Source organism: Bacillus sp. AG4(2022) (assembly GCF_031844465.1).
GTDB classification, from domain to species: domain Bacteria; phylum Bacillota; class Bacilli; order Bacillales; family Cytobacillaceae; genus Bacillus_AB; species Bacillus_AB infantis.
In genome coordinates this window covers 233,363-247,882 of sequence record NZ_JAUZVH010000001.1, presented here as the reverse complement: position 1 = coordinate 247,882, position 14,520 = coordinate 233,363, and the positions used below count along the sequence as shown (strand labels likewise).

The window sequence follows — 14,520 nt, the reverse complement described above, 5'->3', positions numbered from 1 at the left end:
TGGTCTCTAGATGTTTACAGCAATCTTTGGAGCATTTGAGTCGGGCATCATCTATAGCATCATGGCGCTCGGTGTCTATCTTTCTTTTAGAGTGCTGGATTTTCCGGATCTTACGGTAGACGGCAGCTTTGTGACGGGTGCTGCAGTTGCGGCGACCCTGATCGTGAGCGGCGCCAATCCCTTCCTTGCTACAGGTGCTGCCCTTATCGCAGGCTTTGCCGCCGGCTGCCTTACCGGAATCCTGCATGCTTATGGAAAAATAAACAGCCTGCTTTCCGGTATCCTGATGATGATCGCCTTGTATTCCATCAATTTGAGGATCATGGGGAAGTCCAATGTACCGCTTCTGAATACAGAGACAGCAATGACAAGCATCAGGGATGCCTGGGAAAAAACAGGAATCGACGGGATGCTGAATAGCCTCCTTGCAGCCGTTGGGCTTGGGGACAGCCTTCCAAGGACATGGGGGATCCTTGTATTGATGCTGTTTACTGCATTTGCCATTAAGCTTCTGGCGGATCAGTTCCTGAAAACGGAGATCGGCCTTGCTTTAAGGGCAACCGGCGACAACAAAAGAATGATTAGAAGCCTGTCAGCCGATACGAATCTGATGGTTATACTCGGCCTCGGGCTTTCTAACAGCCTTGTCGCTTTCTCCGGCGCCCTGATAGCCCAGCAGGGCGGATTTGCAGATGTCGGGATGGGGATCGGGATGATCATAATCGGACTGGCATCTGTCATCATCGGGGAAGCTTTATTTGGCACAAAGACTATTGCGAGAACTACTCTTGCCGTGATTGGCGGCGCAATCATCTACCGGATCGTCGTCACCCTTGCCCTGCGTGTCGATTTTCTTCAACCGGGGGACATGAAGGTCATTACAGCGGTGATTGTCATCATTGCCCTGATCATGCCTAAAACACTTGATCGGGTAAGAGAAGGGAGAAGAAAGGCCAAGAGACTCCGCGCTCAGCCTGGTGAAGGCTATCTTTCCGGAGAAAGGGAGGAGGATCAGCGTGCTGCAGCTAAATAACATCAGCAAAATCTTCAATGAAGGGACGCCTGATGAAAAAAATGCTCTTGACAGTGTAAACCTTTCTTTAACTGCCGGCGATTTTGTCACTGTCATTGGTTCAAACGGGGCGGGTAAGTCGACACTTATGAATATTATTTCAGGCGTGATGATTCCAGATGCCGGCAGCGTAAAGATCAATGGGAAAAACGTGGCCATGATGCCGGAGCATAAAAGGTCATTTCTGATTGGGAGGGTCTTTCAGGATCCAATGGCAGGAACAGCACCAAGTATGACGATAGAAGAAAATCTGGCCATGGCCTATTCCAGGAATAAAAGCAGGACTCTTAAACGGGGAGTCACCAAAAAGCGCCGGGAAAATTTCAGGGATGTCCTAGAGACCCTTCATCTGGGGCTGGAAAATAGGCTGAATGCAAAGGTCGGTCTCTTATCAGGGGGAGAAAGACAGGCTTTATCCCTGCTTATGGCAACCTTTACGGAGCCTTCCATCCTTTTGCTTGATGAACACACTGCCGCTCTTGATCCTGCAAGGGCAGAGCTGATCACCCGCCTTACGAAGGAAATTGTCAGCAATTACAAGCTGACCACCATTATGGTCACCCATAATATGCAGCAGGCCCTGGATCTCGGGAACCGGCTTATCATGATGGATAAAGGACAAATCATCCTGGAAATTGAAGAAGACAAAAAGAAAAAATTAGGGATTGAAGATTTGCTCAACGAGTTTCAGCGGATCCGCGGCCGGCAGCTGGCAAGCGACAGGGCTCTTCTCTCGTAGCGATATGATGAAAAAGGATTAAGGGGCGGCAATATGCCTTAAGTTAATCCTTTTTCTTTTGCTGGATAAATTAAGAATATTTTCAATTGATTGACTATTAATTTGTCAAAATGTTATTATAACGTTAAAAATACGTCATACATATTTAAGGGTGTTGTTTAGTGAAGCAGGGTTTAAATAAAGGAGCGGCTGCATCCATACAGCTGACAGTCGGACATGAAATGTTTGCACAATTTGGCGGTGAGGTTGTCCACCCGCTCTTTTCCACAGCCAGCATGGTCTATTATATGGAGTGGGCATCAAGAAAAGTAATCCTCCCCTTCTTAGAAGAAGATGAAGAAGGGATGGGGACAGCCGTTTCAATCAGACATCTTGCACCGGCTGCAGAAGGAAGCCTGCTGAATATTGCTGCGGAGGTCATCAGGCTGGAACGGAATTTAATTTGCACATCCGTCAAGGCTTTACATGGTAATGAAGTGATTGGCGAGGGGGAAGTCACACAGGCAATCCTTCCGCGAAGCAGGATTAAAAGATTTTCAGAGAAGATCCAGCTGGACTAAAGCTTTTATGCATCATTAAATGAAAGCGCTAACATTAAGAGGGGGATGAGAGACGATGGATATGTTTAATACGATCCGCGAGCACGAACAGGTGGTGTTCTGCAATGACGAAGCAACAGGACTTAAGGCAATCATTGCAATCCATAGCACAAGGCTCGGCCCGGCCCTGGGCGGCTGCAGGATGTTTCCCTATCCTTCTGCAGACGCAGCACTCGAAGATGTACTGCGTCTGTCCAAGGGGATGACCTATAAGTGCGCTGCAGCAGACGTCGATTTTGGCGGAGGGAAGGCTGTCATCATCGGCGATCCTTCAAAGGATAAAACGCCAGAGCTTTTCAGGGCATTTGGACAGTTCGTTGAATCTTTGAATGGAAGGTTCTACACAGGCACAGATATGGGAACCACTCCTGAAGACTTTGTCCACGCTATGAAGGAAACCAATTGCATTGTCGGTGCAGACGAAGAATATGGGGGAAGCGGGGACTCTTCTGTTCCAACTGCCCAAGGAGTAATCTATGGGCTTAAAGCTACAAACCAGGTTCTATATGGAACATCGGCCCTTGGCGGACGGTCCTACAGCATTCAGGGACTCGGCAAGGTCGGGTTCAAAGTGGCTGAAAGGCTGCTGGAGGAAGGCGCTGATCTATATGTTGCAGACATCAACGAGAAAGCCATCAATGAGCTGGTGGTAAAAGCGGGAAAAATGGGGGCGGGTCTTAAAGCTGTCAGCAGTAATGACATTTTTCGAGCAGATGCAGATGTCTTTGTACCCTGTGCTTTGGGAGGTATCCTAAACGATGAGACGATTGAGCGGCTGCGGGTCAGGGCGGTTGCCGGATCAGCCAACAATCAGCTGCTTGAATTAAGGCATGGCGGCATGCTCCAGCAAAAAGGGATCCTTTATGCACCGGACTATATTGTTAATGCAGGCGGCCTTATCCAGGTGGCAGATGAGCTGTATTCTCCAAATAAAGAAAGGGTCCTCCGGAAAACGAAGGCGATATATAGTGCGCTGCTTAATGTGTACGACTATTCTGCAGCAGAAGGTATCACGACCATTGAGGCTGCCAACCAGTTCTGTGAGCAGCGGATTGAAGCAAGAACAAGGAGGAACAGCTTTTTTTCCCATATGAAGCGGCCGAAATGGGCAGTCCGGACATAACTGTATTAATGACTTTATTGCAAAGGGTGAGAGGATGGAGAGCCAATTTCCAATCAATAGGATAATTGATGAAAACGGAAACGAAATATCCGGTACTGCAGGGATCACCCCGGACCACAAGCTTGCTCTGGAGTTCTACAGGCAGCTTGTCCGGATCAGGATCTTTGACCGGAAAGCGGTCAGCCTGCAGCGCCAGGGAAGGATAGGGACATATGCCCCGTTTGAAGGCCAGGAAGCTGCCCAGATAGGGAGCGCGATGGCGCTCGAAGAATCGGATTGGATGTTCCCTACCTATCGGGACCATGGTGCAGCTTTGGCTTTCGGGCATTCAATGAGAAACGTGCTGCTATTCTGGAACGGACGAAATGAAGGGTGCATCCCTCCTGAAGGAAAGAATATCTTCCCTCCAGCAATTCCGATCGCCACTCAGATTCCCCATGCAGCCGGGGCGGCATATGCGGAAAAACTTAAAGGAACGAAAAAAGCGGCTATTGTTTATTTTGGTGACGGGGCGACGTCTGAAGGAGATTTTCATGAGGGTCTCAATTTTGCCAGCATCGTTAAGGCGCCTGTCGTCTTTTTCAATCAAAACAATCAATATGCGATTTCCGTTCCGCTCTCAAAGCAGATGAATACCAAGACAATTGCCCAGAAAAGCCTGGCATATGATATCCCAGGCGTCCGGGTTGATGGAAATGATGTATTTGCTGTCTACAATGAGACAAAAAAAGCACTTGAAAGGGCCAGGGAAGGCGGAGGGCCGACTCTGATAGAGGCGGTAACATGGAGATACGGGGCCCATACCACAGCAGATGATCCCGCCAAATACAGGGACCAGCAGGAAAGCAGCTCTTTGAGAGAAAAAATCGATCCTATCCTGAGACTTGAACGGTGGATGAAAAATCAGGGGCTGTATGAGGAAAGCCGGACAAAGGGAATGGAAGAGGAAGCTTCCGCTGAAATTGATGAGGCCATTGCAGAAATGGAGGCGTTCCCGCCTGCAGATCCCGCTGATATTTTTGACCATGTGTTTGCTGAGCTGATATGGCCGCTTAAGGAACAGAAGGACAAATATCTATCTCAGCTTGGGGGTGTTTAATCATGGAAACTGCAGTCAAGACCAGTACCAAGACACTTGTACAGGCGGTCAATGAAGCTCTTGATATCATGCTGGCAGAAAATGATGACGTTCTGGTGCTTGGAGAGGATATCGGGAAAAATGGAGGGGTGTTCCGGGCAACGGAAGGCCTTCAGGAAAAGTATGGGGAAGAGAGGGTTATGGACACCCCGCTGAGTGAAGCAGGATTCATCGGCGCAAGCATCGGATTGGCCGTCAACGGATTCAGGCCGGTGGCAGAAATTCAGTTTCTGGGCTTTATCTATCCTGCCTTTGAGCAAATCATGACACATGCTTCCCGGCTCCGCATGAGAACGATGGGGCATTATACCGTCCCTCTCGTGATAAGGGCCCCATATGGTGCAGGTGTCAGGGCCCCGGAAATCCACTGCGACAGCACAGAGGCGCTTTTCACCCATATGCCTGGCATCAAAGTCGTCTGTCCGTCCAGCCCGGCTGATGCTAAAGGGCTTTTGATTGCCGCAATCGAGGATCCTGACCCAGTCCTGTTTTTAGAGCCGATGAAAAGCTATCGGTCACTGCGTGCTGAGGTGCCGGAGGGAAGGTATACCATCGAAATCGGCAAAGGCAATAAATTGGTGGACGGAGATGATGTGACTGTCATCGCCTGGGGAGCCATGGTGCCGATTGCCTTGAAGGCGGCTGAGGCAATGAAGGAAAAAGGGATTTCATGTGACGTAATTGACCTCCGCACCCTGTATCCGCTGGATAAGGATATTATTGCGGAATCGGTGCAAAAAACAGGACGCACGGTCATCGTCCAGGAGGCTCATGCTTCAACCTCAGTCGGCAAGGATGTTCTGGGGATTATCAATGATACCTCCTTTTTATACCAAAAAGCACCTGCCGAATTGGTTGCAGGATTTGATGCTCCTGTTCCATATTTCGGTTTTGAAGACCATTATCTGCCGACGTCTGACCGGGTCTGCAAAGCGATTGAAAAAGTCTGGACCTTCTAAGCGATCAACTGAACTTTTATGAGGAGGTGTTTTTATAAGATGGAAGTGAAGCTATATGATATCGGGGAAGGGATGTCAGAAGCAGAAATCAATTGTTTCCTTGTAAAACAGGGTGATTTTGTGAGCGAGGATGAGCCCCTGGTCGAGGTTCAGACCGATAAAATGACAGCAGAAATACCTGCGCCCAGAGCCGGCATTGTACGTGAGTTCATCGTAAAACCAGGGGAAACGGTAGCGGTTGGAGCTGTCCTGCTTCTGCTGGAGCCTGAAAACAGCCCGGAAGCAGCAGGAAAGAATAACAGGAAAATGCCGAAAAGAATTCTTGCCTCCCCTTACACAAGGAAGCTGGCAAGAGAGAATGATATAAATATAGAAGATATTGAGGGATCAGGTCCTGGCGGAAGAGTGGTTGACGAGGATATTTTCAGGATGGCAGGGCAGGGAAATAAAAGTATCAGAGAAGAAGCATCTCCTCAAGAGATTAAAAAAGATACAGAGAATTATACAGCTGCCAACAGTACTAGCATCTCTTACTCCGGAAGACGGAAAAAGACCGCCGAGAAAATGGTTCAGTCGCTTTCCCTTATTCCCCACTGCACCCATTTTGAGGACGTGGATGTAACAGAACTTTCCGTTTTCCGGGAAGAGCTCAAAAAAAAGGAAAAACCAGTGACAGCCACAGCTTTTTATATAAAAGCTTTATCAATGGCTCTTAAACGCTTCCCTGTTTTCAACAGCAGGCTTGATGAGAAGGCTGGACTGATCCATTTGCTGCCCGAGCACCATATTGGTGTTGCCGTCAATGCTCAGGAAGGGCTGGTCGTGCCTGTCATAAGGAATGTGGAGGAAAAGACGATTGCCGAAATTGCTTTGGATCTGCAGCATTTGACGAGGAAGGCGCTGGATGGCAGCCTGATGCCAAAGGAAACGGCCGGAGGCACTTTCACAGTAAGCAATGTCGGGCCGCTGAACGGCAGCACCGGCGCAACCCCGATCATCCTCCACCCGCAGACAAGCATTATATCCTTGCATAAGACGAAGAAAATGCCGGTGGTCGATAATGACGATCAGATTGTCATCCGCTCCATCATGAAGCTTTCCATGTCATTTGATCACAGGATAGCAGATGGCGCTGCTGCTGTCGGTTTTACGAACCATTTTTCAGAACTGATCGAAAATCCAAAACTGATGTTATTGGAGCTGGTCTAATGGTTGTAGGGGAACTGGCTTATGAAAAGGACGTTGTTATCATTGGAGGGGGACCTGGCGGCTATCAGGCAGCCATCAGGGCGGCACAGCTTGGCAGAAAGGTGACACTGATTGAAAAAGCGGACCTTGGCGGTGTGTGCCTCCATAAGGGATGCATTCCTTCCAAGCTATATACTGAAGCAGCTGACCGGATCAGGAAGATAAAGGCTGCGGGTGAATACGGGATCGAACTGTCTTTTTCCGCTTTCCAGCTGGAAAAGCTTATTGATGTAAAAGACCGGAAAACAGCACAGCTGAAAAAGGGTGTTGAAGAGCTGTGCAAAAGCAATGAAATAGAAATTGTGAGAGGGAATGCCTTTTTTCTTTCATCTGACCGGGTGGGCATTGAAAATGGAGAATCGTATCAGGTATTCCGTTTCAAACACTGCCTCATAGCAACAGGAAGCACACCAGTATGGCCATCCGGAATCTCACCGCGTTCAGAAAAGCTTTTGGACTGCTGGTCTGTATTTTCAATGGAGAAGCTTCCTGATGAGTTCATCATTTACGGTAGCGGCTATATAGCCTTGGAGCTGGCTATGAGCTTTCAGGCTTTCGGTGCCAAGGCATCGATTATGCTGGATCAGGAAAAAGAGGATTTTGGATTTGATGAGAGCATAAATAGGGAGCTCAGCAGAATTTTAAAGAAAAATAGAATCAAAGTCTACCGCGGGGCAAAGCTGCTGTCTGCGGAAGAGAACCAGTCGGGGGTCAGGATTATCTATGAGGCGGGCGGAGAAATTAACCAGCTGGAAGGAAGCTGTTTCTTAGCATCAGCCGGATTCCGGCCCAATACTGCGAACCTGGGGCTTGAAAGAGCGGGGGTGGAGATAGACTCAGCCGGTTTTATTAGGATAGACCAGCAAGGGAAAACATCTGTCAGCCATATCTTTGCTGCAGGGGACGTCGTGGATGGACCGCCTCTCGCTTCAAAGGCGATCAGACAGGGAAAGGCAGCAGCTGAAATAATTGCAGGCTTGAAAACGGAAGCTGATTTCCGCTTCGCCCCGGCTGTCGTCCATACCCAGCCTCCTATTGCTTATACAGGCCTGACCGAGCAAGAGGCACTGGAAGCGGGTTATAAAATAGAAGCAGGCACCTTTCCTTTTTCTTCTTTGGGCTATGCAAGTGTGAAGGGGAGCAGGGAAGGAATGGCCAAAGTAATTTTTGAAAAGGAAACCGGCTTTCTTTTAGGGGTCCATATGATAGGGGAAGGTGCACAGGAACTGATACATGCCGGTGTCTCGCTGCTTGAAATGGCTGCAAGGGAAGAAGATATGCTGTTCCCCGTGTATGCCCATCCAAGCTCAGCCGAAGCCCTGCTGGAAGCGGTGGAGTCTGTTAAAGCGAGAAGCATCCATCTCCCTGCGAGGGAAAAAGCGAAAACATAAGAGCTGCTTTACAGCAGCAATGCTTCACACAGCGCTCTTGCTAGGAGGAAAAGAAATATTTTAAGATAAGTCTGAAAATTAAAATATTTGGAGGGGTTAATATGGAACAAAGAACTGTTTCGCCATCACAAAAGGCAGAGGAAATTTTTCCAGTCAAGGAAGTCGATTATCTTGAAATCTATACAGGGAATGCCAAACAGGCCAGCCATTATCTCTGCACATGCTTTGGGTTCAAGCCTGTCGCTTATTCCGGACTTGAGACAGGAAACAGGGAAACGGTGTCGTATGTACTTCAGCAGCGTAAAATCAGGCTGGTAGTGACTGGGTCGCTAACAGAGGAAACAAAGGTGGCTGCATTTGTGAAGAAGCACGGCGACGGCGTCAAGGATATCGCCCTTGCGGTTGATGATGTTGTAAGTGCTTACAAAGGTGCAGTAGAGCGAGGGGCAATAGAACTGATTCCGCCATTTGAGCTGGAGGATGAACACGGCAAGCTGAAGAAGGCGGTAATTGGTACATATGGAGATACCATACACACACTGGTGGAACGGAATGATTATAAGGGTGCCTTTATGCCGGGATATGAGCCCTACGAAACAAAGGCCCCATTCGAGGATGCCGGATTCATTGGCATCGATCATGTAGTCGGAAATGTGGAAGAAATGGAAGAATGGGTGAACTATTACGCCAATGTCATGGGATTCAAGGAAATGAAGCATTTCACCGATTCTGATATCAGCACAGAATATTCCGCACTCATGTCTAAAGTGATGCATAACGGCGGAAGAATCAAGTTCCCCATCAATGAACCGGCGGAAGGCAAGAGGAAATCGCAGATCCAGGAGTTCCTGGAATTCTATAATGGGGCAGGCGTGCAGCATCTCGCCATCCTGACAGAGGATATTGTCCAGACGGTTTCTATCCTCAGAAAAAATGGAGTAGAGTTCCTTGACACTCCTTCTTCCTATTATGAAATGCTGTCTGAGAGGGTCGGCAAAATAGACGAAGAGATTGATAAGCTGAAAGAGCTGAGCATTCTTGTAGACAGGGATGATGAAGGCTATCTGCTGCAGATTTTTACAAAGCCGATCGTCGACAGGCCGACTTTATTCATCGAAATCATCCAGCGCAAAGGAGCAAGAGGGTTTGGAGAAGGCAATTTCAAGGCGCTGTTCGAGTCGATCGAAAGAGAGCAGGAAAGACGCGGAAACCTATAAACCGCATACACAGAAAGGGGGTTCTCCTGTGGATCGGATCTTAACGAAGGAAAGCATCAGGGGGATTACTCCTTACCCTTTGGGGATGACTGCAGAACAGGTAAAGGAAAAATATAAGCTCTCCTTCGTCAGAAGTCTCGCAGATAATGAAAATGCCTATGGATGCTCACAGCTTGTCGGCCGCGCTTTAACGGAACAGTCCGGGAACCTCTCCCGCTACCCTGATGGTTCATGTTCAGCAATCAAACGGACATTGGGCAAATTCCTCAAGCTTCCTCCTGAGTATATTGCAATAGGAAACGGTTCTGAGGAAATCATCAGGCTTCTGGCAAGAGCCTATATCCACGCAGGCGATGAAGCGATCATGGCAGACCTTACCTTTCCGAGATATAAGGCAAATGTAGTGATTGAAGGCGGAAAGGCTGTTGAAGTCCCGCTCAAGGATGGAGTACATGATCTTGTGGAGATGGCAGGCCGCATAGGCCCAAGCACCAAAATGATCTTTATCTGTAATCCGAACAACCCGTCCGGTACAGCAGTAAGCAAAGAGGCTATCCAGCAATTCATCGCTTCTGTACCGGCACATATACTTATCGTACTGGATGAAGCCTATTATGAATATATGAACCATGAAAAAAGGACAGAGGCAGAAAAGCTGCTGACCTTCCACGATAACCTTGCAATATTGAGGACATTTTCAAAAGCATACGGGCTTGCAGCGCTCCGGGCAGGATATGGGATGATGCATCCATCGATCATAGCAGAGCTGGACAAAGTGCGGGAGGTATTCAATGTGAATGCCCTATCCCAGGCCGCAGCCATTGCAGCGCTGAAGGACCAGTATTTTGTACAGATGTGTGCAGAAAAGAATAGAACGGAAAGGGAAAGAATGCGCTGCCGGATTGAAGAGCTGGGATTCAAGTGTTTTGCCTCTGAATCCAATTTTCTTTTTATTCTAGGGCCGCTTGCTGAAATGCTACTGGAGTCAGGCATCATCGTCAGGAAATTTTCTCATAAACACTTTCCAGAAGAGGCTATCAGACTAACAATCGGTACGGAGGAAGATAATGATGCAGTCCTGGAAGCTATCGGCCAGGCCGTGAGCGGGAAGAGGGTGTAAAAAATGGAAATCCCTGTGTCTTCCCTCTCCTGGCAGGAGGGGTATAAAATCCTGTCAGGCTCCATTCTTCCCCGTCCAATTGCCTTTGTGACCACCATAGATCATAGCGGCACCGTCAATGCAGCACCTTTCAGCTTTTTTACAGCCATATGTGCGGATCCGCTTCTCATTTGCTTTTCACCTATGCGAAAGGGGACTGACGGAAAAAAGAAAGATACACTTCTTAACATTGAAGAAACCGGGGAGTTTGTCATCAATATAGTAAGCAGAAGCATGGCAGAGAAAATGAATATATGTGCAGCCGATTATGCCCGTGAAGTAAATGAACTGGAACAGGCGGGGCTGGAGCAGGAAAAAAGCACATATGTCAAGCCGCCGAGAATCAAGCGTTCCCAAGTCCATCTTGAATGCACAGTCCATCAGCTCCTGCACTTTGGAGACGGTCCGGGGTCCGGGAGCCTGGTGATTGGCAGGGTTGAACATGTGCAGGTGAATGATGATTTGTATCATAATGGGAAAATCGATACTGAAAAGCTGGATCCGGTTGGAAGGCTGGCGGGGCATATGTATACTGGCCCGCTTGCAGATGCTTTCGAGATTATCAGAAAATCAGATCCGGGGTGATGGAATGAAGTTCATAACCTTTCAAAAGCAGGATGGATCGGTCCGGTCCGGCTGGCTGGAGGGCACTGCTGCAATAGATATGTATGAAGCTTCAAAGGGAATCCTGCCAAAAACATTATTGGCATTTATAGAAAATCATCAATTTTTCATGGAGCAGATCGAGTCTCATCATGAATGGAAAGAATCGGGCAGCGGTGCTTACCCTATAGAGGAAGTAACACTGAAGGCTCCGCTTCCTTATCCAAAAAGCTTTCGCGACTTTTATGCTTTTGAGGAGCATGTCAAAACAGCCCGGGAAAACAGGGGCCTGGAAATGATAAAAGAATGGTATGAGCTGCCGGTCTTCTATTTTTCCAATCACCTTGCCATAAAAGGGACAGGTGAGCCCATTCATTTGCCTGCCGGCTGCAGCAATCTGGACTATGAACTGGAAATTGCCTGCATCATCGGCAAAGAAGGCCAAAATATTTCTGCCAAAGAGGCGGACGGATATATTTTTGGCTACTGCATCTTAAATGACTGGAGTGCCAGGGATATTCAAAGAAAAGAAATGAAGGTCGGTCTTGGACCGGCAAAAGGAAAGGATTTTGCCACCTCGATCGGCCCTTATATTGTGACAAAGGATGAGCTGGAGAGCTATCGGGTGGAAAATGGCTATGATTTGGATATGACAGCAAAAGTGAACGGCGTCCTGCTGTCAGACGGCAATCTTAAGGATATCTATTATTCATTCAATGAAATGATAGAGAAAGCTTCAGAGAATACCACACTTTACCCGGGAGAGCTGATCGGTTCAGGTACAGTGGGGACCGGCTGCATCCTTGAGCTCGGGGAAGATGTCCACCGCTGGCTGAAGCCAGGCGACAGGGTAGAGCTGGAAATAACTGGTCTTGGAAAGCTGTTCAATACGATTACAGACTGAAAGGGGGAGCAGGCTTGTACTACAGGCAAATGGGGAGGATTCCGCACAAACGCCACACGATGTTCAAGAAAGCAGACGGGTCCCTGTTCAGGGAGCAAGTCATGGGAACAAAGGGCTTTTCGGGGACACAGTCGATTTTATATCATCATTATATGCCGACAGAGACAGAAGAGGTGTACCTCTCAGGAAGCTATCTGCCTGAATATGAGGAGATGGCTGCGCTTAAACACCGGCATCTGCTTACAGAGAACATTAATCACAGAGGAGATGCCCTTCAAGCCAGGGAATATCTGCTTGGAAATGATGATCTGCTGATTGCCTCGGCCAATATTTCAGAAAACATGCAGGATTATTACCGGAACAGCGATGGAGATGAGATGTACTACATCCATTACGGAACCGGCCGGTTTGAAACAATGTTCGGCACAGTCAGCTATGGGCCAGGGGACTACATCGTCATTCCGATCGGCACGATTTTCAGGATTCTTCCTGAAAAAGAAACTAAGGCTCTTATTGTTGAATCATTCAGCCAGATTACGACTCCAAAAAGGTACCGGAATGAGTATGGACAGCTGCTTGAGCACAGCCCGTTCTGTGAGCGGGATATCAGAGGGCCTGAAAAACTGGAGACTTATACAGAAAGAGGGCCTCATAAGGTAGTCACAAAAACGAGGGGCCATCTTCATGATCATATTCTTGGGCATCATCCGCTTGATGTTGAGGGGTGGGACGGGTATCTATACCCATGGGCCTTCAATATTTCCGATTTTGAACCGATCACCGGCCGGGTCCACCAGCCGCCGCCAGTCCATCAGACATTTGAAGGGCATAACTTTGTTGTCTGCTCATTTGTCCCGCGATTATATGACTATCATCCGGAAAGCATCCCGGCACCCTATTACCACAGCAATGTAAACAGTGATGAGCTCTTGTATTATGTCGAAGGGAACTTTATGAGCCGAAAAGGGATCAAGGAAGGATCCATCACCCTTCACCCCGGTGGAATACCGCATGGGCCGCACCCGGGGAAGACAGAGGCAAGCATCGGCAAAAAAGAAACACTGGAGCTGGCTGTCATGATAGATACTTTCAGGCCATTGAAGGTTGTGAAGAAAGCGCGGGACTATGAGGATGAGAATTATATGTATTCCTGGCTGGAGAAGTGAGAAGAGCTGTGATTTTATAAAAAGGTAAGGACTGTATACTATTTGTGTACAGTCTGTTTTTTTTTTAGGATGGGGCTGTTGCTTTCCGTTCCAGGCACTTCGCTTTCCGCGGGGCGGCGCTGAGCCTCCTCGGAGCGAGCTCCTGCGGGGTCTCAGCTTTGCCGCTGCAATCCCGCAGGAGTCTGCGTGCCTTCCACTCCAAGCAACAGGGTTTTTAAAGTTTATGTGCAGTAATATCGTTGCAAGCTAAGAGTTTCTCTTATTTTTCGCAATCCTATTCTCTTTTTATATTCTTTGAAAACATTGTTAAGTTTAACATCCATACCTTGATAGTTTCCCAGACTGTTGCCAAGGAGTTCAATATCTACATTCCAACAAGAATAAACTTCCCTTAGCTCCAGCAGACATTTCTTGATCAGCCTAAACCTTCTGCCTGCCTCTATAAATAGCCTCCCTCAATTCCAGCGCATAGGGTTCGAGGTTTGGCATGCCCATTTCGCGGGCCATGCTGATTTCTTTTTCAATATCATAAGGAAGGCGGACCAATTCGATTGAAAAAGGTGCAGGCTCCTCTGAAAGATATGTACCATGCAGGATAACAAAAGAGGCTTCCGGCACATCAAGCGGATTGCCGACGCTTCCAGTGTTGAATAAGACCTTTTTAGGATCAATCGGCTCCAGCATGGCCGCGTGGATATCCCCATACCCGACTACATCAGGAATGATTCCCCTTTTTTCTTCATCAATGAATTCACTTGGCCCGAACATAGCCTCGCGTTCTTCAATTGGATGGCGCATCGGCACCACCCGGTGGTAGATGCTTTTTGCAGAAGCGTGAAAAAGCCTGACATACTTTCCGCTCATTTTAAAGTCATGGTGAAATGGCAGGGTGCTTAAATAGTCCATTCCTTCCTGGCCAATCTGTTCCTGATGCCACTGCAGTTCAGCGAAGTCGGCCGGCTTCTGGATAAAGTCATCCCAATTTCCGCGAACAACAACCTCACAAGTTTCTTTCACCCGCTCTATTGCTTTCTTTGAATTCGGCCCTTTACCGACGAGATCGCCAAGACAGAAGATCCTGTCAATTTGCCGCTCCTCTAAATAATCAAGCACCTGGTCGAGTGCAGTGATATTTCCGTGAATGTCTGAAATTACTGCAATGCTCATCTCGTTCATCTCCCTTTGCTGCATATCATACTAAT

The 14,520-nt window shown here is 48.1% G+C and carries 14 protein-coding genes; 13 read left to right on the top strand and 1 reads right to left on the bottom strand.

From position 1 onward, the window contains the following. Window positions 1-10 precede the first annotated feature (10 nt). From Q9R36_RS01250 to Q9R36_RS01190, 13 genes are all read left to right on the top strand, one after another. Complete coding sequence (locus Q9R36_RS01250; RefSeq protein ID WP_101547663.1) at window positions 11-1,033, top strand: ABC transporter permease; 1,023 nt, start codon at window positions 11-13, stop codon at window positions 1,031-1,033. After that, a complete protein-coding gene (locus tag Q9R36_RS01245; RefSeq protein WP_101547664.1) occupies window positions 1,017-1,811 on the top strand; it encodes an ABC transporter ATP-binding protein in 795 nt (264 codons plus the stop codon). The genes Q9R36_RS01250 and Q9R36_RS01245 overlap by 17 nt, the downstream gene beginning before the upstream one ends. Before the next feature lie 161 nt (window positions 1,812-1,972). After that, window positions 1,973-2,371: a thioesterase family protein gene (locus Q9R36_RS01240; protein ID WP_180827226.1), complete on the top strand. Its 399-nt coding sequence runs from the start codon at window positions 1,973-1,975 to the stop codon at window positions 2,369-2,371. 55 nt (window positions 2,372-2,426) lie between these two features. Beyond that, window positions 2,427-3,533, top strand: a complete 1,107-nt coding sequence (locus Q9R36_RS01235) for a Leu/Phe/Val dehydrogenase (protein WP_101547665.1) — start codon at window positions 2,427-2,429, stop codon at window positions 3,531-3,533. Between the two features lie 34 nt (window positions 3,534-3,567). After that, entirely contained in the window at window positions 3,568-4,632 is a 1,065-nt protein-coding gene (pdhA, locus tag Q9R36_RS01230; RefSeq protein WP_101547666.1) for a pyruvate dehydrogenase (acetyl-transferring) E1 component subunit alpha, read from the top strand. Window positions 4,633-4,634: 2 nt separating this feature from the next. Beyond that, the gene (locus Q9R36_RS01225) at window positions 4,635-5,630 is read left to right on the top strand and encodes an alpha-ketoacid dehydrogenase subunit beta (protein WP_253616867.1); all 996 of its coding nucleotides are present in this window, start codon (window positions 4,635-4,637) and stop codon (window positions 5,628-5,630) included. Window positions 5,631-5,669: 39 nt separating this feature from the next. Continuing rightward, window positions 5,670-6,839, top strand: coding sequence for a dihydrolipoamide acetyltransferase family protein (locus tag Q9R36_RS01220; protein WP_101547668.1), 1,170 nt, complete (start codon window positions 5,670-5,672; stop codon window positions 6,837-6,839). Beyond that, window positions 6,839-8,269: a dihydrolipoyl dehydrogenase gene (gene lpdA / locus Q9R36_RS01215; protein ID WP_101547669.1), complete on the top strand. Its 1,431-nt coding sequence runs from the start codon at window positions 6,839-6,841 to the stop codon at window positions 8,267-8,269. Before Q9R36_RS01220 ends, lpdA begins: the two co-directional genes overlap by 1 nt. Before the next feature lie 101 nt (window positions 8,270-8,370). Further along, on the top strand, window positions 8,371-9,486 hold the full coding sequence (gene hppD, locus Q9R36_RS01210) for a 4-hydroxyphenylpyruvate dioxygenase (protein ID WP_129612265.1): 1,116 nt from the start codon (window positions 8,371-8,373) through the stop codon (window positions 9,484-9,486). A 28-nt stretch (window positions 9,487-9,514) separates the two neighbouring features. Further along, window positions 9,515-10,606 carry a histidinol-phosphate transaminase gene (hisC, locus tag Q9R36_RS01205; RefSeq protein WP_257964154.1) on the top strand — a complete coding sequence of 364 codons (1,092 nt, stop codon included), beginning with the start codon at window positions 9,515-9,517 and terminating at the stop codon, window positions 10,604-10,606. Window positions 10,607-10,609: 3 nt separating this feature from the next. Continuing rightward, the gene (locus Q9R36_RS01200) at window positions 10,610-11,230 is read left to right on the top strand and encodes a flavin reductase family protein (protein ID WP_101547671.1); all 621 of its coding nucleotides are present in this window, start codon (window positions 10,610-10,612) and stop codon (window positions 11,228-11,230) included. A gap of 4 nt (window positions 11,231-11,234) precedes the next feature. Then, window positions 11,235-12,152 carry a fumarylacetoacetate hydrolase family protein gene (locus Q9R36_RS01195; RefSeq protein ID WP_101547672.1) on the top strand — a complete coding sequence of 306 codons (918 nt, stop codon included), beginning with the start codon at window positions 11,235-11,237 and terminating at the stop codon, window positions 12,150-12,152. Window positions 12,153-12,181: 29 nt separating this feature from the next. Continuing rightward, on the top strand, window positions 12,182-13,318 hold the full coding sequence (locus tag Q9R36_RS01190) for a homogentisate 1,2-dioxygenase (protein WP_180827256.1): 1,137 nt from the start codon (window positions 12,182-12,184) through the stop codon (window positions 13,316-13,318). Between the two features lie 420 nt (window positions 13,319-13,738). Here Q9R36_RS01190 and Q9R36_RS01185 read toward each other — a convergent pair whose 3' ends face one another. Beyond that, on the bottom strand, window positions 13,739-14,485 hold the full coding sequence (locus Q9R36_RS01185) for a metallophosphoesterase family protein (RefSeq protein WP_311224408.1): 747 nt from the start codon (window positions 14,483-14,485) through the stop codon (window positions 13,739-13,741). Window positions 14,486-14,520: the final 35 nt, after the last annotated feature.